Source organism: Leeuwenhoekiella sp. MAR_2009_132 (assembly GCF_000687915.1).
Lineage (GTDB): Bacteria > Bacteroidota > Bacteroidia > Flavobacteriales > Flavobacteriaceae > Leeuwenhoekiella.
The window spans coordinates 2274333-2294170 of the sequence record NZ_JHZY01000004.1; the positions used below are offsets into that span (position 1 = coordinate 2274333).

Sequence of the window (19838 nt, forward strand, 5' to 3'; positions counted from 1 at the left end):
ACAGCCATGTGATGATAGCAATTATGGCGAGAGCTCCAAAAAGAATGATTGCACGTTTATGTTCTTCCTTCATAAAAACAAAGATACATATATGCAGAATATTACTTAATTCATTTTAATAATAATAAACAAACGTGTTTTTCTTTTTTGTAAGTTTGCTCGCTTTTTAAGGGCAGAAATCTAGTGGTTTCATTTAAAAACAGTAAATTAAAGTCGCTGTTTTATTAACGGTTACACACTTTTGAATCTTGAAAAGCGTTAACAGTAAATTAGCCAGATAAGCTTAACACTAATCAAATTTAGAATTTTATGGAAAATGAGAATAAAAACAACGGTATTAAGATCATAACGGGTATTCTAGCCGTTCTTCTTATCATAGCCGGTGCTTTTGCAATTAAACTGTACAACCAGGAAAAAAACACAAAAGCAGAATTAACTGAAGAAAAAGAGCTTGTACTTAATGACCTTAAACAAATGGTTACCAAGTATGATGCTGTTATTGAAGAAAACAATCTTAAAGATACAGAGCTTAACCAGGCTAGAGATCGTATTCAAACTTTAATTGATTCTGTACAAAAAATGGAAGCTAATGTTTCTGTTTTACGCAAATACCGCGATGAGGTTTATAAGCTTAAAAAAGAACGCGATTATTTATTTGCTCAGAACGACAGTTTAAAAGGTATGAATCGTGTTTTAGCTATGCGAGTAGATAGTACTACTTATGAGTTAGAGGTATCACAGATGAAGCGTGATAGTCTTACTTTAGCAAAAGACGCTCTTGCTGAAAAAGTTGCTTTAGGTTCTACTCTTGCAGCAAATAAACTGGTAGGTACCGGTGTCATCGTAAGAAACAGTGGTAAACTTGTAGAAAATGATAATGCACGTCGTGTAGATCGTATTAGAGCTTGTTACACAGTACCTCAAAACAGAATTGCTGAAGCAGGTGATAAAGAACTTTATGTGCAGGTTTTAGATCCTCAGAATAATATTCTAGGAGATAATAAAACTGTTACTATAGATAATACAACAAGTATTACATATAGCACAATTTCTAAGTTCTACTATGAGAATACAGCTCTTGATATCTGTGAAAATATTGCTCCTAAAGGAAGAGATTTTCCTAAAGGATTATACAAAATCAATGTTTTTGATGGTGGTAAGGTAATTGCTACAACCAGTCTGGTTTTAGATTAAGTTATCAAACTTCTCTAAAAAAAAGCGACCGTTTTAGATTTCTAAAACGGTCGCTTTTTTTATGTAGTACAATGAAATTTATTTTCCGCCATTGGCTTGTAAATCTGCGAGACAGAATTCGTCAAAAGTAGGCAGGCTATTCATAACACCACCTACCGCATTGCCTACTGTCTGAAAGTACATTAAACAATCTTCTTGATTACAATGTTTGTTTAATTTGTCTACGCCGGCATCATCAGGTTGCTCATCTTCATGTGGGGTTACCATAGCTGTACCTAAATTAACCAGGCCAAAAAGGTGTCCAAATTCGTGCTGAGTTGTAATGCTTTCGAGTAGGGTTAGATTAGCACCTCCTATACGATTGCTAAATTCTTTTAGAGTTTTTTCAAAAATAATACACGACGTGTTTAGGTATGCGGTACCTAGAATACGACTATTTCCCTCATCACTCTCTGAGTTTTGGTCAGCAAAAAAAATCCAGACAGCAAGCTCATCTCCCGCATTAAAAATAGTTCTGTTATCTTTCTCAATCTTTACATACTCTTCTCTACTTAAACTACCTACTGTTGTGGCGGGTACAACTGTTTCGGTGATGGTGATGCCATCTGGTTTATTAAGGCGTGCGTTAAAGAAGGCTCTCAAGTTATTAATTGTAGTTGCAGATGGTTTGAAACCGTTAACATAAGCGATCTCAACGTGCAATCCAGTAAAACTTTCAGCGCTCAAAAAGTCTCGTGCAGCTGTTCCTAGGCTTTTATTATTTGCTGCTTTAGGATCTACCGTGACTTCATTGCCACTGTCGCTAGAACAGGATATAGTAAGGAATACGAATACTAGTATTAAGTAGGGGGTAATTGATTTTAAGTTCATTTTTTTGTTTTAAAAGGTGCTAAAAGTAACTAAACGTAGATTTATTAGCTCTTGTTGTATTGGGTTTAATACAGTTTTAGCACTTTTGAATATTAAGGTTTTGTAATTGTAATCTTCTTCAAATAATTTACGTAACTATTCTATTTAAGGTTTCGTAAGCTTCGCGAGGTATTCAAAATGTGGCCCGTCTGCAATTTTCTCACATACTAAACCTATTGATAAAGCTTCTTTTTTTAAGGTTTCAAAATCAAGATAGAGCCAGTCAAATGATTTAGAGGTTTTATTTTTATAAGATATTTTAAAAGTTACTTCGCCATAGTAATCCCGAGTTGCATCGCGCCAGTAACTCCCGTCTTCCTCTTCATACATAAAAGCGATGTCTGAAGAATCTACCAGAATTTGGCCAGAATCATTTAAAAGAAGCTCCAAATGTTTGAGATAGTCCTGTACAAATTCTAACCGCTGAAAAATACCGGTACCATTCATCATTAAGAGCAGCGTGTCAAATTTTTCTTCAGAATAGTTACGTATATCGGCCTGTATTGTTTTATGTATGCCCCTTTTCTTACATACTTCAATAGCTCCTGTAGATTGATCTAGCGCTATTACATCAATACCTTTCTCCTGTAAGTATAGCGCGTGACTCCCTGCACAGGAGCCTATATCAAGAGTTTTTCCTGTAGTCAGATCTAATGCCTTTTGTTCGAGTTCGGGCATTTCTGCATACGATCTAAAAAGATAGGGTACAGGTATCACGTCATCTTCGGTTAATGAAGAAATTACTGTGATGTCTTCTGTATAGTTATTATTGTAAAAATCAAGTAGCGCCCTGCCAAATATATCAGGGTTTTCAGAATCTTTTTTCAGCATATAATGAGGCCGTTTATTTACTTATTTTTGTGGTATGGATGAATTTATTGAGCAGTTACCCAATCTTGCCAAAGATAAGCATAAAGAAAATGCTGCCTATTTTAAAAAACTGAAGCGTAAGCCGCCAAAGGATTTAGATTATCAAATGCAGGAATTGCACGAAGAGGAATTTAAGCAAACAGATTGTCTTGAATGTGCAAACTGCTGCAAAACTACCGGTCCGCTTTTTACAGATAGAGACATAAGCCGCATTGCAAAACATTTTAGAATGAAAGATGTGCAGTTTATAGATACCTATTTGCGCATAGACGAAGACAAAGATTATGTCTTACAAAGCGTGCCGTGTACCTTTTTAGGTGCAGATAATTACTGTATGATTTACGATGTTCGGCCAAAAGCCTGTGCCGAATTCCCGCATACAGATCGAAAGAAATTTCAACAGATTACAAATATCACACTTAAGAATATTCCGGTATGTCCCGCAGCCTATAATATTGTCGAGAAAATGAAAGAACGCATTAAATTGAAATAAAAATAGAAGCTATGAAAACAGTATTTACCTTTTTAATTTTACTACTAACAGCAGTTGGGTATAGTCAAAATATTCCAGCAGATAAAAGTGCATTTGCGCACACCTTTTCAATAGTAGCCAGAGATGCAAAAACCGGTGAGATGGCAGTTGCTGTGCAAAGCCACTGGTTTAGTGTAGGCTCTTTAGTCTCCTGGGGAAAGAGTGGGGTTGGCGTAGTAGCGACCCAGTCTTTTGTAAATCCTGCATATGGGCCTAAAGGATTAAAGTTAATGCAGGATGGCCTGTCTGCAGAAAAAGCACTAGAGCAACTTATTGCCGAAGATGAAGGCAAAGCCTACCGCCAGGTGGCTTTTCTAGATGTAAACGGAACAGCATCAGCATACACCGGTGCAAAATGTGTGATGTATGCAGATCAGATTACCGGTGATAATTTTTCGGTACAGGCAAATATGATGTTGACCGATAAAACGGTTCCTGCGATGGAAAAAGCCTTTAAAGAAAATGAAACTCTGCCGCTGGCAGAACGTATGGTTGCGGTTTTAAAAGCGGCAGAGCAGGCCGGTGGGGATATCCGCGGAAAGCAAAGTGCAGCATTAATCGTAGTGGGTCCTGATTTAGTTGAAAACCCGTGGGAAGAATATAAGATTAATTTACGTGTAGATGATCACGAGAATCCTATTGAAGAACTAGATCGTTTACTGAAAGTGGCTCGTGCTTATGAGTATATGAATAATGGAGATCTGGCCGTTGAAGCAGGCGATATGCCCGAAGCGTTGAAACAATACGGTACTGCTGAAACCTTGTTTCCTGATAATCTTGAAATGAAATTCTGGAAAGCAGTTGCTATGGCAAATGACGGTCAGTTAGAAGAATCTAAGCCTATATTCAAAGGTATTTTTGAGCAAAATGAAAACTGGAGGGAGATGATAGGCCGTTTAGTTAAACCGGGACTGCTAACGGTGAGTGAAGAACAGGTTAAGGAAATTCAAAACCTGTAGATTAAATACATTAATGTTCAACTGAAAAAAAATTAGTAGATAATTAAATTAAAAATCCCCGGAGAATTCTCTTCGGGGATTTTATTATAAAAAAATAGGTCTTTGATTTAGAACTTAATCATCTAGTCCGCCACGGCGTGTACTATCTCTAGCCTCAGGCCAGGTCATTTGCTCTCCGGTTCTTTTGTTTATAGGCAAAACAATTTGTTCACGGGAAGTCTTATCTTCATCTTCACTTGCCATATAGGCTAAAACTGCAGTAAGGATTACATTATTTTGCACATCGTCCCAAACGATTTTGTCATAGGTGTCACGGTTAGTGTGCCACGTATAATTCCAGTAATCCCAGCTTAGCGAGCTTAGATTAAATGCCGGTGCGCCAGCAGCTACAAAGGAAGCGTAGTCAGAACCTCCACGCCCCGGAGCTCCAGGAAAATTAGTTTCTATACTCGCAACTTCATCAGGTACTGCATTTAACCAGCTTCCCAAATAATCATAAGCGTTTAAAAAACCGTTGCCTGAAATCGTTGCAACACGACCAGTCCCGTTATCCTGATTAAATACGGCTTGTACACCTTCAACAATCTCTGGGTGGTCTTTTACAAATGAACGAGAGCCGTTAAGACCTTGTTCTTCGCTTCCCCAATGTCCTACGAGTATAGTACGTTTTGGGTTAGGGTATACTTTTTTAAGAATACGCATAGCTTCCATCATAACAAGTGTACCGGTTCCATTATCTGTGGCTCCCTGGGCTCCATCCCAAGAATCAAAATGTGCTGATAGAATTACATATTCCTCTGGTTTTTCAGTTCCTTTAATTTGAGCAATTGTATTAAAAGTAGGCGCTTCTCCCATATTCTTGGATTCTGCTATCACCTTTATAGTAGGTTTGTCACCATAATCTGCAAGACGGTACAATAGGCCATAATCTTCTAATGCGATATCAACCATAGGTATTTTATCAGTATAAGCAGAAAATACTTTGTTTACACCAAAACCTCTAGACCAGTTGCTTGTAATTACACCTACAGCCCCTGCTTTCTCAAGTATTTTAGGTAGTTCGCGAGAAGAATATCCGGTTGTTTTAATACGTGTATTCCACGCATCGTTTTGAGCTTCTCTATCTTTTTTCATTTTTTCAAATGATTCTGGTGTTGCCCATTTTTCCCAGTTATCATCTGGTCTTCCGGTAGGCTGTGGCATAGAAATTAAGACAAATTTTCCTTTTACCTGAGAAAGCATATTTTGAAAACTAATCGAGTCTTTTGCCTCTGGAAGTATTACGACTTCGGCTTCTACACCTTTTGACGATGTCGAAGGACTCCACGCAAGTTGCATACCTTCGAGACTTACGCTACGCGGGCTTACTAAATCTATATGTGTGATACCGCGGTCCCAGCCTTTCCATACTCCCCATTGCTCATTTTCTGCAGGGATGCCCCAATCTGTATAGGTCTTTACTGCCCAGTCGTGAGCTTGTTTCATTTCTGGAGAACCTACAAGTCGCGGTCCTACCACATCAAGTAATTGATGGGCTAGTAATTTGAGTTGCGAGTTTGTTGTAGCTTCATCTACAATACTTTTTACAATTTCCTGCTGATTTTGAGCAAAAATACCTGTACTCATCATTAGACCTAAAACTGGTAGATAAAAGTTTTTTTTCATTAAAATAGTGTGTTAGTTATGTCTTAAAAATAAAACAACCGTTTTTAATAAAACACTTAGCAGCTAAGGTTTTATCAAGAACGGTTGTTCTTTAACAGATTTACAAACTTAATTTGCTATTGAGGAGAATACAATGTTTCTAAACTTCCACGGGGTTTCATCTTTAGCATTTACGGTTTGCTTCATTATAATACCAATTATATTCTCTACAGGATCTGCAAAATATTGTGTGTTAAAATAGCCGCCCCATTCAAAAGTCCCGGCACTTCCCTGACCACCTTTTTTAGAACCGGCTTCTTCAATTACTTTAAAAGCCAGGCCGTGACCCGCTCCCTGATCTGCCCAGATATCACCCATTTGATTACTTAAGATAACAGCTACTGTAGAAGGGCTTAGAATGCGTTTTCCGTTTAAAGTTCCGCCGTTGAGATACATTTGTAAAAATTGTGCATAGTCTGTTATAGTACTTGAAAGTCCTGCTCCACCCGCAAAGAAAGTCTTAGCACCTTTTATAGGGTAATCTGGTTCAAAAAAATCTGTAGCCTTAGCGTCTACCCAATTGTTATTCTCGTCAAGAGATTGTATTGCAACGAGACGATCTTGTTTGGCTTTTGGTAAATAGAACCAGGTGTCGTGCATACCTAAAGGGTCTAGAACTTCTTTTCTTAAAAACTCATCTAAGGGCTGGCCGCTTAATAGTTCAATCAAATAACCTACAACATCAACGCCTTCGCTGTATACCCAGTTTTCACCGGGATTATGATGCAAGGGTAGTTTTGCCAATTTTGGTTCGTTTTCTGCAAGTGTTACCGGTTTTGTAGTAAAACCATCTATAATACCTGCATCTGCATAAATTTTTCTAAATCTGGGGTCACTGTCTATACTGCCATAACCTATGCCCGAAGTATGGGTTAATAAATGTCTTATTGTAATGGGATTTGAAGCAGGATATGTGGTATAGCTGCCATCTGGTAATAAACTATCTAATACCTGAGCATCTTTAAATTCTGGAATGTATTTGCTTATAGGGTCGTCTAATTGAAATTTACCACGTTCCCATAAAATCATTGCTCCTGTAGAAGTGATTGCTTTAGTCTGTGAGGCAATTCTAAAAATGGCGTCTTTCTTAAGTTCTTTATTATCTGATGTTGAAGTACCGAAGGCTTTGTGATAAACAAGCTTACCATTTCTAGCAACCAGAGCTACAATTCCAGGTATTTTATTATTCTTAATAGCAGAAACAGCCATAGAATCTATATAAGATAAATGTTGTGCACTCATCCCTTCTTTGTCGGGGTTGGCAGTAGGTAAGAGGATCTGATTTTGTTGAGCTGCCAGATTAAGGCAAAAAAATAACGCCCCATAAAAGGCGTATTTGTGTATTTTAAATTTCATATTATATAATTGAAAGCATTACTATTAAGTCGAAAAATAAGTTTTATTTAGAGGTTTTGTGCGATGATGCGCCTAAGGTTATTATTTTTCCTGAAGAGCTTGAATTTTTAGTGTTTATTTTTTCTTGAGATAATTTTATCTCATTATTTTGGGATTGATATTCTCTCAATGTAAGACTCAATGTTTGATATCCTACCATATTAAAAAGAATTGTGTCTTCCTGCTTAACCCCATTTGCTTGCTCAAAATAGAATACTCCGTTATTTTTTGAGGTAACACCTTTCTTAATAGATTTTATAAAAACATTTACCCCTGCGATGGGTTTTTCTGTTTTAAGATCTGTTATGGTGCCATACAAACGTTGTCCATAAAATGTAGACGTAAATACTAAACAAATAATGACTATAAACGATTTCATTTCTGCTTTACTTTTAAACTTAAATGTGCTTCATTAAGAAGCTTTTAAAAAATTAGATATTAAAAATACAGAAATATATATCGTTTGCGTAATTAATATTGAAAATAATTAAGTTAAAATAGGATTGAATTTTAAAATTAAAAGTTCAAAATTTACTCTTTGTAAAGCAAATATTTAGAACGTATTTGTTTGAAATGTTCTAAATCTTGTGACCACCCGGCTTTAATTTCACTAAATGAAACGCCGCTTTCTATTTGCTTCTGAAGTTTTGCGGTACCTGCGTGGGCAGTGAAATTGGCTGTGTTAAAGAATGCATCTTTCTTTGAGTAATTTGCATACGCGTCAATAATATAAGTAAGGTTTACCTCGCGTAAATTAGAAATTTCTCTTAGGTCTAAACCATTACAAACCTCACCATTAAATTTTGGGCTTTTAGAGCCAAAGTTAGGTGCAGGCTTATAGCTCAGCTTGTATTTTGAAGCAGGTAAATACGGTGAACCTATAATTTGAAATTGCATTTCGGTGCCACGACCCGCATTGAGTGCAGTACCCTCACATAAACCAAGGCTGGGGTACAACATAACAGATTGATCGTTAGGTAAATTAGGTGATGGTCGTACTGGTAATGAATACGGCAAGCTATGACTGTAATCTTGCATGGGAATAACGGTGAGTTTTACTGGTTTGGTGGTTTTTAACCAACCTTCTTGAGTCATCATCGTGGCATACTCACCTATGGTCATGCCGTGTACTAATGGTACTCCTGCGTGCATACCCAGAAAACTGGTGTGCGCCGCTTCCATAACAGGGCCATCTACATAACTTCCGTTAGGATTAGGCCGGTCTAAAACCAATACCTCAATACCCGCATCTGCAGCAGCTTCTAAAACATAATGCAATGTGGCTATATAGGTATAAAAACGAACACCCACATCCTGAATATCAAAAACAAGAATGTCTATACCCGCTAACTGTTCTGGTTTTGGCTTTTTATGGTTTCCATATAATGAAATAACCTCAAGACCTGTTTTAGGATCTCTTCCATTTTTAACTGCTTCACCGGCGTCTGCGGTACCTCTAAAACCATGTTCTGGAGAAAATACTTTTATAATATGTTGATTAAGACTTAGTAGTGAATCAACAAGATGTGTATAGACTTGAGTACCATCCTGTTGTTCTCCTTTTAAGATAAGTGAGCTTGGATTCCCCACTATGGCAATTCGTTTGTTTTTAAGGAGTGGCAGATAAGCTTCTGTACGATTAGCTCCTAAAACAAGTTTTGATGTTTCGGTAGGAGTGAGGGTAGTCAAAGCAGGCGCTGACGTATTTTTTAATTCTAATGGGGTTGTGTTTGTTTTTGATTGTTGACCGTTTCCACAGGAAATTGCAAACACAAAAACTAAAAAAAGGGTACTTTTGAGCGAATAAAACGCCATACGATTGAATTTTGAATATTTTACAGCTAAACGCATAATTGGCGCAAAGAAGTATAAAAGTACTGCTTCAACTCCTATTATAAAAATCGCCATAATTGCAATTATTTTGGGGATGGTGATGATGATGATAACCATCGCTACCGGAGTAGGTCTGCAACAAAAGATACGAGAAAAAGTTTCGGCCTTTAATGGTGATATTATCATCTCTCAGTTTGATGGTAATAACAGTGATATTACTTTAAATCCTATACCTAAAGATCAACCTTTCTATCCTCAATTTACAGCCGTGCCCGACGTAAGCCACATTCAGGCTACAGCAACAAAAGCAGGGGTAATACGAACTCCTACAGATTTTGAAGGAATAATCGTAAAAGGCGTAGGAGCAGATTATCGCTGGGATTATATGAAAGATTTTCTTATAGAAGGGCGAATACCAGATTATAATGCAGGGCTAAACACAGAGATTTTAGTAAGTAATTACCAGGCTAAACGTTTAGGGTTTAAAAATGGAGATAAAGTAATCGTGTTTTTCTTAAAAGAAGATGGCGGATTTTTAAATCGACGTTTTGATATAGTAGGAATCTACGATAGCGGTTTTCAGGAATTTGATGAGAGTTTCTTGTTTGCAGATATACGACACGTTCAAAAACTAAATAAATGGGATGACAACCAAGTGGGAGCATTTGAAGTATTTGTTTCAGATTTTGATCGTCTTGATGCTATAGGAAACGAGGTGTTTGAGAATACGGGTTCGTTCTTAAATTCTATGACAATCACAAAAAAGTACTATTCTATTTTTGAATGGTTATCGTTATTTGATTTTAATATCGCACTTATTATCGTAGTGATGATTATTGTGGCCGGTATTAATATGATAGTCGCTTTACTCGTACTTATCTTAGAGCGAACACCTATGGTAGGTATTCTTAAAGCTTTAGGAGCCAGCAATTGGAGCATACGTAAAATATTTATGTACAATGCACTTTATTTGGTAGGTATAGGTTTATTCTGGGGTAACATTATTGGTATAGGTTTACTACTGCTTCAAAAATATTTGGGTATTATAACATTAAATCCCGAAACATATTATGTGAGTGAAGCTCCTGTTTATATAGACTGGTACTATATTGTTCTTCTTAACGTGGGCACGTTTATTTTATGTGCTGTAATGCTTCTGGTACCATCTTATGTAATCACACGTATTTCTCCTGTAAAGACTATAAAATTTAATTAAGACCTTTTTTACTTTCGCATTCGCGGAAATTTTCTAGAGATATTACAATCGGGTGGTTGTTTTTGACAACTGAGTAATTTCTAATTTTCAAACTGTGATTAGTGATACATCTTTGACACGCTAATCAATACATTTATAAAATTGGAAACTACAATTACAATCGCTATTTACATTCACGCTTTTTTCGGAGCTATAGGTTTAATCGCCGGGACGCTAAGTTTTGTGGTTAAGAAAGGAAGTAAACTTCACAAAAAAGCAGGCAACTGGTTTGCGATAGGAATGCTTGTGAGTTCAGGAATATCATTGCCTGTAGCGTGTATGCCGGGTCATAAAAATCAATTTTTGTTTTTAATAGGTTTGTTTACTATTTATATGGTAATCGTAGGTAAACGGGCATTAAGATTCAAATCAATTAAAGTTGAGGTGTCTAAGGTAGACTGGCTAATTACGGGTCTTATGATTTTAATTTCGCTTTTTATGATGGTTTATGGGAGTTTAGCATTTGCTGAGGTTTCCTTTTTATATGTCTATTTTGGTATAATAGGGCTAATAATATGTACTACAGATATCCGTTTTTTAAAAAATCCAAGAAAGACCAAAACTGCCTGGCTTGTGCAACATATAGGAAAAATAATGGGAGCTTACATCGCTTCAGTAACGGCATTTCTAGTTGCCGGTTTAAGTATTCCCGGTGTTGCGGTATGGGTTTTACCTTCAGTATTAGGAACGTTTAGTATTCTATATTGGATACGTAAAACTAAGAAAAAGAAGGTCTTAACAATAAAATAACTTAGTCGCCTCAAAGAATTACAATCCTAAAAGCTCAAAATTTAGTAGTTAAAAAGTCTTGTAAATTCTCATTTTAAATGATTTTCTCTCTTTATTTTTTTCGGAATAAATAGTGTGAGTGAGTAATATGTAGAAATTTATTAAAATTATAACTTGCGACCCTAAGTAGATTTTTATGCAATACGCCCAGAATATTCTTGAAACAATAGGTAATACACCGCTTGTAAAACTCAATAAACTTACTGCAGAACTCCCCTGTTTGGTTTTAGCCAAATACGAGACTTTTAACCCCGGGAATTCTGTAAAAGATAGAATGGCTCTTAAAATGGTTGAAGATGCAGAAGCAGCCGGGATTTTAAAACCGGGAGGTACAATTATTGAAGGTACTTCTGGCAATACAGGAATGGGGCTTGCGCTTGTAGCTATTGTAAAAGGCTATAAAATGATTTGCGTAATCTCAGATAAACAAAGTAAAGAGAAAGTAGATATTTTAAAAGCTGTAGGGAGTGAGGTAATTGTTTGCCCTACAGATGTAGAGCCAGATGATCCCAGGTCTTACTACAGTACTTCAAAACGTCTTGCCGAGGAAACACCCAATTCCTGGTACGTAAATCAATATGACAATCCCAGCAATTGTAAAGCGCATTTTGAATCTACAGGACCCGAGATATGGGAGCAAACTGCTGGTAAAATCACTCATTTTGTAGTAGGAGTAGGTACAGGTGGTACCATTTCTGGTGTAGGATCTTATCTAAAAATGAAAAACCCAAACGTAAAAGTTTGGGGTGTTGATACTTATGGCTCCGTTTTTAAGAAATACCACGAAACCGGAATATTTGATAAAAATGAGATCTACCCTTACATTACGGAAGGGATAGGCGAAGATATTCTGCCGCTAAATGTGAATTTTAATGTTATTGACGGTTTCACAAAAGTCACAGATAAAGATGCTGCAGTTTACACACAACGCTTATCTAAAGAAGAAGGTTTCTTTTTAGGTAATTCTGCCGGTGCAGCTATAAAAGGATTGCTTCAACTGAAAGAGCATTTTACAAAAGATGACGTGGTAGTAGTCCTTTTTCACGATCACGGTAGCCGCTATGTTGGTAAAATGTATAATGACGACTGGATGCGTGAAAAAGGATTTATTGATTAAATATCTTCTTTAGATGCGTTTAAACGTTCTATTTTATAATCTTCATCTTCTCCATTTTTAGAGATGGTTGCATAGCCATTATAGGTTTCAGAATTACCATCTTTAGTTTTAATTGTATACCGTAGCGGCAACTTGATGTTTGTACCATTATCTTGAGTTGTAACTGTGGCTTTTTCGGTTTCTGTAAAAGTTACCGTTACGGTCTCAATATTAGCATGCTTATCTGAAAAATCACTTCTAGTACCTCGATCACTAGTGATTGACATTGCTTCATAAGCTTTCATATCATCTCCTTCATTTAAGGCATCAAAGTATTTATTTATCTGATTTTTAGCGCTATTTATTTCAGCGAGGTCTTTTTGATTAGTTGACACATCACTTAGTTCAACCTGGGTGGTGCCGTCTTCAGCTATTTTTTCGGTTTTGTCTTCAAGCCTCATTTCATCGCTATTTGTTTTTCGGTTTACACAAGATGAAATAACTAATGTTGTAGCCAGACTAAGTATAAAAATTGATTTTTTCATAGTATTGTTTCTTTGATTTTTTTTTAAAATTAAGAAGCACGAGCGGTTGATGTTATTAAGGTTATGCTAAATTTTAATTACATTTATAAGAATGAAAGAAGCATTACTTCATTACTTATGGAAATTTAGAAAGTTGGGTAATGCCGCAACGTCGCAATCTCTTTTTACAACTTCTAATGAGAGTATTGAAATTATAAATCCCGGAACCCACAATCAGCTTTCTGGTCCAGATTTCTTTAATGCTCAAATACGTATTAATAATCAGCATTGGGCAGGTAATATTGAAATTCATGTACGCTGTTCAGATTGGTTTCTGCACAATCATGAGCAAGATTCTGCCTATAATAATGTGATTTTGCATGTTGTCTGGGAGGCAGACTGTGAAGTTTATGATGTTTCTAATCAACCCATACCTACGTTAGAGCTGAATAATATTATAGACAAGCAGATACTATTAAATTATCAAAAACTTTTAGAGACTAAGAATTATAAGTTTATTAACTGCGAAGCAGACTTTGCTGAGGTTTCTGACCTCCTAGTACAGAATTGGCTCGAGCGAATATATTTTGAACGGTTAGAACGAAAAGTTTTAGAGGTAGAGCGGTTATTAATGCTTCAAAAGGGTGATTGGGAAGCTGTTCTTTTTGCTATGCTCGCCCGCAATTTTGGGACTGTTGTAAATGCGGATGCTTTTGAGGAAATCGCATTGATAATTCCGTTTAAAACAATACGTAAATTGGCTGTCGCTAACAATCAGTTAGAAGCTGTATTTTTAGGTATATGTGGTCTTTTAAACACTCCCGGTGAACGCGATGCGCAGACAGAAAGCTGGCTTAATGATTTTGAATTTAATAAAAGTAAGTTTGATTTAAAAGATTCGTTACACCATGCAATTCAGTTTTTTAAGTTGAGACCTCCTAATTTTCCTACAATACGCTTATCACAACTTGCGCAATTGTATGAGAAACATACTACTATTTTTGCTCAGATAAATGCAGCTAAAACCCGTAAGGAATTTCAGTCTCTATTCACTATTGAAACTTCAACATATTGGCAAACGCATTACAATTTCAATAAAACACATAAAAAACGTATTAAAAAATTAACGCCGGCTTTTGTAGATTTATTAATTATAAATTCTATTATACCCGTCAAATTTGCTTTTGCAAAAGCTCAGGGAATTGCAATTGAAGAGAACCTTTTAGAATTAATTACGGCAATTCCTAGTGAGAAAAATTCAATTGTCTCAGGTTTTCATAGTTTAAAGCCTCTAAAGCATAATGCGTTGAACACTCAGGCATTTATTGAACTCAAGAAAAATTACTGTAACCTCAACAGATGTCTTTCGTGCCAAATAGGGAATTCTATACTCAACAGAGGATAAGCTAATCTTACACGGTTAATTTTAGTAATTTGCACGTACTACAGAACTTTTAAAATGAAGTTAATATTTAATATTAGGCACTTTTTTGAACGCAACGGGTTTTATGTTTCATCTCGTCTCGCAGATCGAATGGGTATTAGAGCAAAAAATGTGCGTTTGTTTTTCATCTATTTATCATTTGCCACAGCAGGTTTAGGATTTGCTGTGTATTTAGTTTTAGCTTTCTGGTTAAAATTAAAAGATCTCGTCTATACAAAACGCACTTCTGTGTTTGACTTATAAGAATGGGAAGTATATTAAAAAATAGATTTTACGTAGCTATATTACTGGTTATAGGTACGCTGTGTTTAGGAATATTGGGCTTCCGGTTTTTAGCGCTTTACACTTGGGTAGATGCGGTTTATATGACTATAATAACCATAAGTACAGTAGGATTTGGAGAAGTGCAACCCTTAAATGATACGGCAAAATTATTTACGGTAGTTTTAATTTTAGTAAGTGTAGTAGTACTGGGTTATGCCATTTCGGTAATTACAGAATATATTTTAAAACGTAGTAATGTAGAATTATTAAAAAAACGCAGGGTGCAAAAGATAATAGATAATTTGAAAGATCATGTTATAGTAGTAGGTTATGGTCGTAATGGTAAACAAGCTGTTCAAAAACTTACAACCTATAAAAGATCTTTTGTCGTAATAGAGCGGGATGAAGAGATCGTTAACAGATTTCAATCTGAAGAAATGCCGTTTATTTTAGGAAATGCTAATGAAGATGAGGTGCTTATAGAAGCAGGGGTTAAGCGTGCTTCTACATTGATATCTGCATTGCCAGATGATTCTGATAATTTATTTGTGGTGCTTTCTGCGCGTCAAATGAATACCGCTATGAAAATTATTAGTCGTGCTTCTGAAGAAACCACATATCGAAAACTAAAGTTTGCCGGAGCCGATAATGTTATTATGCCCGATAAAATAGGCGGTGACCACATGGCATCTTTAGTGGTTGTGCCAGATTTAGTTGAATTCTTAGATAATTTACAGGTAACAACCGCTGGGAGAGTCAATGTTCAGGAGATAACCTATGAAGCTGTTTGCCCAGACCACGTAACGCGTACCATTAGAGACATTGACCTGAGAAATAGGACTGGATGCTCAATTATAGGCTATAAATCTCCTCAGGGAGATTATGTTATCAATCCTGAAGCTTCTATGCTTTTAGAAAAAGATTCAAAATTAATTGTAATTGGAAGACCTGAACAGATTGAAAATTTACATAAAGAATTTGCGATTTAGTAGTATGTTTACTAAATCGTGAAGAGTAATTAGATAAACCTGTCAAATACTTGATAGTACTCTATTTTTAATTTAATGTTTTTTCCAATTTATGAAACACCTTTCCATAGCAAGTTTCTTGCTTTTATCTGCATTTAACATGTCTGCTCAAGAAGTAACCGAAGTAGGTATAGACCAGCAAATTGATCAGGCATTTGCACCCATATCAGATTTTTTCTTCAATATCATTTTCTTCAATGTTTTTGGGATTCCTTTTGTACTTATTCTTTTAGTATTTAGTGCAGTATTCTTTACATTATATTTTGGTTTTCCAAATTTCAGATACTTTTGGAGAGCCATACAAACTGTACGTGGTAAGTATGAAGATATTGAAAATCACGGGGCTAAATTACTCTATGGTGAAGATGGTATAGCAAACGGGGTTGACTTAAATAAAGTTAATCTTGAGGAGCATATAGAAAATCTGGACGGCGATCTAGCTATAGACGGTGATATCGTAGATACTATTCGCGACGAATCTTCCGCTGGTGAAGTAAGTCATTTTCAGGCTTTAGCAACTGCGGTCTCAGGTACCGTAGGTAACGGTAATATTGCCGGTGTGGCATTAGCAATTGCTTTAGGTGGTCCCGGTGCAACTTTCTGGATGGTTGTTTGCGGTCTTCTGGGTATGTCAACAAAATTTGTTGAATGTACCTTAGGTGTTCAGTACAGAGATGTAGGTGAAGATGGTACCGTTTACGGTGGTCCAATGTACTATCTGACTAAAGGTTTGAAAGAAAAGGGCTTTGCAACTTTAGGAAAGATAGCAGCAGTAATATTTGCTATTTTTTGTGTAGGTGGTTCTTTTGGTGGGGTAACGCTGCTCAGAGCAATCAGGCAACAATAGTTTTAAAAGAACTTTTTAATTTAGAAAGTACAGGTGCAGGATTCACAATAGGTATTGTAATTGCAATTCTTGTAGGTGTTATAATCATAGGAGGTATTAAGCGAATTGCTCAAGTTACTGAAAAGGTTGTGCCATTTATGGCCATTATGTACTTAGTAGCGTGTCTATATATTATTGGTTCAAATTTTTCACTTTTAGATGACGCTATCGCCTTAATTATTCAGGAAGCTTTTAATCCTACCGCGATTGGAGTAGGTAGTGTTATTGGGGTTTTATTAGTGGGTTTTAAAAGGGCTGCATTTTCTAATGAAGCAGGAGCAGGTTCTGCTTCTATTGCTCACTCGGCCGTACGTACAAAATATTCTGCAAGTGAAGGTTTGGTAGCTTTATTAGAGCCATTTATTGATACAGTGATTATTTGCACAATGACTGCTTTAGTTATTATAATTTTTAATTTTGGAGGCTATTTTGAGTATGGGGGTGATGGATCAGGGGCTGTTATTATTGATGGTCTTTCCTATGAAGGTGCAGGTATCACTTCAAAGGCATTTCATGAATATATTCCTTTTTCAAATATCTTTTTAACTATTGCTGTAGTGTTATTTGCAGTTTCAACGATGATCTCATGGTCGTACTACGGCTTACAATCCTGGAAGTTTCTCTTCGGAAGAGGGAAAGTAGCAGATATAGTCTATAAAATGTTATTCTTAAGCTTTATTGTAATAGGTGCTGCAGCAAATATGGGCTCTATTTGGCAATTTTCAGATGCTATGATTTTTGCAATGATTTTTCCGAATATGGTAGGTTTATTCTTTTTATTCCCGGTTGTTAAAAAGCAACTCAACCGTTATTTAGCCGCTATTAAATTAAAAAAGGAAGCCATTAGTTAGAAAAAATAGATTGAAGTATCTGTAAAAACACCCTCTTTAATTAATTTTAAAGAGGGTGTTTTTTATTGAATAAATCCTTAATAACTAAGAGATTTGTTTGAAGTATTCTTTGTAGAATGTAGAAACATCAACAGTTTTAACGGCTGTAGCCTTTGTAATAGACTATTTTTTTAGCATCTTGCAACTTCTGACTAAATCTATATGAACTTAATAAAAGCTATGAAAGAAAAATTATTTTTTTTAGTCTTCGTATTGCCTGTTATGGTATTTGCGCAGGATCTAAAAGTAACAGCAGAAATCCTTAACCCTACTTCAAAAATTAATGATGGTGTTGCTAAAATAGTAGTTTCTGGAGGCCAGTCGCCTTATAGTTATAAGTGGAGTGATCAAAGTACATCGCTTACTTCAAACACTGCAGAATCTCTTACCGAAGGTGTTACCCATCAAGTAATGGTGACTGATGCTGCAGGAACTTCTATTACAAAGGAATTTAAAATAGAAGCAGAGTCTATAACCGAAATTTTTAATGGTACGATGACTCCTGCTGTGGCAGCTATGGGCTCTGTTTTATTTTGGGACCCTTTTGCAGCTTTAAATTTGTATGATCCTGTAATTTATGCAGATTTAAAAATGGTGTCTATACCGGGATGGACTGCAGATACTGAAGATATTTTCACGTTAGAAAGATGGCTTGTCGAAGACGGTGCAAAAGTTAAAAAAGGTCAGGAAATTGCCATAATTTCAGAAAGCAACGGTACTGAAATTAAAATTATCGCCGATGCAAATGGTGAAATTAAACACTTAGAAGAAGAAGGCGGGATCATATATAATCCCAATAATCAAAAGCATTTAATTGAAACTAATGCAGATGTTTTTGCAGAAATAATATATGATGATCCGGTACCATTAGTTTATGCTAATGGTGATAAACAAACAAATAGTATCCCATTTATAGTGGTGTGGCTAATTTTTGGAGCTGCATTTTTTACTGTGCGTATGGGCTTTATCAACTTTAGAGGCTTCAAACATAGTTTAGAATTAGCAAAAGGAAAGTACGACGACCCTAATGCTCCAGGTAGTATTACACACTTTCAAGCATTGGCAACTGCAGTATCAGCTACCGTAGGTTTAGGAAATATAGCAGGTGTGGCAGTAGCAGTATCATTAGGTGGTGCAGGTGCTACGTTCTGGATGATTGTTGCAGGTTTACTAGGGATGTCTTCAAAATTTGTGGAATGTACTTTAGGGGTAAAATACCGTGATATTTTACCTGATGGTCGTGTCTTTGGAGGGCCTATGAATTATTTACGTTACGGTCTCGAAAAACGCAATATGGGCGGTTTTGGAAAAGTATTGGCGACAGCATTTGCCGTATTAGCGATTGGGGCTTCTTTTGGAGGTGGAAATATGTTTCAGGCAAACCAGTCTTTTGAAATATTAAGTGGTCAATTTCCAGGATTAGAAGGAAACGGATTTTGGTTTGGAGTTATAGTAGCTGTGCTTGTAGGTATCGTTATTATAGGAGGTATAAATAGTATCGCTAAGGTTACGGGAAAAATTGTACCGTTTATGGCAGGTATTTATGTTTTAGGAGCTCTTACGGTTATTTTTATAAACATTGAAAATATTGGACCGGCATTTACCGCAATTATTGATGGTGCATTTAGTCCAAGTGCTTTAAAAGGTGGTATACTGGGAGTTTTAATTGTAGGATTTCAACGAGCTGCATTTTCTAATGAGGCAGGTGTGGGTTCTGCAGCTATAGCACATAGTGTGGCAAAGACAAACCATCCTCCTTCAGAAGGTTTTGTTGCACTTTTAGAGCCTTTTATTGATACAGTTGTGGTGTGTACATTAACAGCACTAGTTCTAATATTTACAGGTATGCATGAGGTGACAGGTGTTGCAGGTGCAGATCTAACTTCAGATGCATTTGGTAGTGTGATATCGTGGTTTCCATATGTTCTTGCTGCGGCTGTATTTTTATTTGCATTCTCTACGATGATTTCCTGGTCGTATTATGGGATGCGTGCATGGACTTATCTTTTTGGTAAAAGCAAAAAGATGGAATTATTATATAAAGTATTATTTTTATTCTTCGTAGTTGTAGGAGCTTCTGTAAGTTTAGGTGCAGTGCTCGACTTCTCTGATATGATGATATTAGCTATGTCTTTTCCTAATATTATAGGATTGTACATACTTAGTGGAGAGGTTAGAAGTGATTTACGGGAGTACTTCAGGAAATTAAAAGCAAACGAGTTGTTTAAAAAGCAACGTGTAGCTAAACAGAAAAGTTAATCGAATA

The 19838-nt window shown here is 36.2% G+C and carries 17 protein-coding genes and 1 pseudogene; 11 read left to right on the plus strand and 7 right to left on the minus strand.

Annotation, left to right across the window (positions count from 1 at the left end; translation table 11 throughout):
* Positions 1–309 precede the first annotated feature (309 nt).
* Positions 310–1194, plus strand: a complete 885-nt coding sequence (locus P164_RS18325) for a hypothetical protein (protein ID WP_028377769.1) — start codon at positions 310–312, stop codon at positions 1192–1194.
* Between the two features lie 78 nt (positions 1195–1272).
* Here the strand turns inward: P164_RS18325 and P164_RS18330 are convergent, their stop codons facing one another.
* Complete coding sequence (locus P164_RS18330; protein ID WP_028377770.1) at positions 1273–2064, minus strand: hypothetical protein; 792 nt, start codon at positions 2062–2064, stop codon at positions 1273–1275.
* 144 nt (positions 2065–2208) lie between these two features.
* Entirely contained in the window at positions 2209–2934 is a 726-nt protein-coding gene (locus tag P164_RS18335; RefSeq protein WP_028377771.1) for a class I SAM-dependent methyltransferase, read from the minus strand.
* Positions 2935–2968: 34 nt separating this feature from the next.
* Here P164_RS18335 and P164_RS18340 point away from each other — a divergent pair, with 34 nt between their 5' ends.
* Together P164_RS18340 and P164_RS18345 are read left to right on the plus strand one after the other, a co-directional pair.
* Positions 2969–3466 (plus strand): YkgJ family cysteine cluster protein, encoded by a 498-nt coding sequence (locus P164_RS18340; RefSeq protein ID WP_028377772.1) that lies wholly within the window; start codon positions 2969–2971, stop codon positions 3464–3466.
* 11 nt (positions 3467–3477) lie between these two features.
* Entirely contained in the window at positions 3478–4464 is a 987-nt protein-coding gene (locus P164_RS18345) for a DUF1028 domain-containing protein (RefSeq protein WP_028377773.1), read from the plus strand.
* Positions 4465–4578: 114 nt separating this feature from the next.
* On the opposite strand, the gene P164_RS18350 is transcribed toward P164_RS18345, so the two are convergent.
* The 4 genes from P164_RS18350 to P164_RS18365 form a co-directional block, all read right to left on the minus strand.
* Positions 4579–6129: a M20/M25/M40 family metallo-hydrolase gene (locus P164_RS18350; protein ID WP_028377774.1), complete on the minus strand. Its 1551-nt coding sequence runs from the start codon at positions 6127–6129 to the stop codon at positions 4579–4581.
* 108 nt (positions 6130–6237) lie between these two features.
* Positions 6238–7524, minus strand: coding sequence for a serine hydrolase domain-containing protein (locus P164_RS18355; RefSeq protein WP_051621403.1), 1287 nt, complete (start codon positions 7522–7524; stop codon positions 6238–6240).
* 43 nt (positions 7525–7567) lie between these two features.
* Positions 7568–7942 (minus strand): carboxypeptidase-like regulatory domain-containing protein, encoded by a 375-nt coding sequence (locus P164_RS18360; RefSeq protein ID WP_028377776.1) that lies wholly within the window; start codon positions 7940–7942, stop codon positions 7568–7570.
* Between the two features lie 152 nt (positions 7943–8094).
* Entirely contained in the window at positions 8095–9378 is a 1284-nt protein-coding gene (locus P164_RS18365; RefSeq protein WP_028377777.1) for an exo-beta-N-acetylmuramidase NamZ domain-containing protein, read from the minus strand.
* Positions 9379–9382: 4 nt separating this feature from the next.
* Here P164_RS18365 and P164_RS18370 point away from each other — a divergent pair, with 4 nt between their 5' ends.
* The 3 genes from P164_RS18370 (at position 9383) to P164_RS18380 (ending at position 12557) form a co-directional block, all read left to right on the plus strand.
* Positions 9383–10612 carry an ABC transporter permease gene (locus P164_RS18370; protein WP_028377778.1) on the plus strand — a complete coding sequence of 410 codons (1230 nt, stop codon included), beginning with the start codon at positions 9383–9385 and terminating at the stop codon, positions 10610–10612.
* A 141-nt stretch (positions 10613–10753) separates the two neighbouring features.
* Entirely contained in the window at positions 10754–11401 is a 648-nt protein-coding gene (locus tag P164_RS18375; protein ID WP_028377779.1) for a hypothetical protein, read from the plus strand.
* 175 nt (positions 11402–11576) lie between these two features.
* Complete coding sequence (locus P164_RS18380) at positions 11577–12557, plus strand: PLP-dependent cysteine synthase family protein (RefSeq protein ID WP_028377780.1); 981 nt, start codon at positions 11577–11579, stop codon at positions 12555–12557.
* Here P164_RS18380 and P164_RS18385 read toward each other — a convergent pair.
* Positions 12554–13081 carry a hypothetical protein gene (locus P164_RS18385; protein WP_028377781.1) on the minus strand — a complete coding sequence of 176 codons (528 nt, stop codon included), beginning with the start codon at positions 13079–13081 and terminating at the stop codon, positions 12554–12556. The genes P164_RS18380 and P164_RS18385 overlap by 4 nt on opposite strands.
* Before the next feature lie 91 nt (positions 13082–13172).
* On the opposite strand from P164_RS18385, the gene P164_RS18390 reads away from it, so the two are divergent.
* From P164_RS18390 to P164_RS18410, 5 genes and pseudogenes are all read left to right on the plus strand, one after another.
* The gene (locus P164_RS18390) at positions 13173–14465 is read left to right on the plus strand and encodes a DUF2851 family protein (RefSeq protein WP_028377782.1); all 1293 of its coding nucleotides are present in this window, start codon (positions 13173–13175) and stop codon (positions 14463–14465) included.
* 54 nt (positions 14466–14519) lie between these two features.
* Complete coding sequence (locus P164_RS18395; protein ID WP_028377783.1) at positions 14520–14747, plus strand: PspC family transcriptional regulator; 228 nt, start codon at positions 14520–14522, stop codon at positions 14745–14747.
* Positions 14748–14749: 2 nt separating this feature from the next.
* A complete protein-coding gene (locus tag P164_RS18400) occupies positions 14750–15757 on the plus strand; it encodes a potassium channel family protein (RefSeq protein ID WP_028377784.1) in 1008 nt (335 codons plus the stop codon).
* Positions 15758–15848: 91 nt separating this feature from the next.
* Positions 15849–17533 (plus strand): annotated as a pseudogene (locus tag P164_RS18405) (alanine/glycine:cation symporter family protein).
* Between the two features lie 219 nt (positions 17534–17752).
* The gene (locus P164_RS18410) at positions 17753–19831 is read left to right on the plus strand and encodes an amino acid carrier protein (protein ID WP_028377785.1); all 2079 of its coding nucleotides are present in this window, start codon (positions 17753–17755) and stop codon (positions 19829–19831) included.
* The last annotated feature ends 7 nt before the right edge of the window (positions 19832–19838 follow it).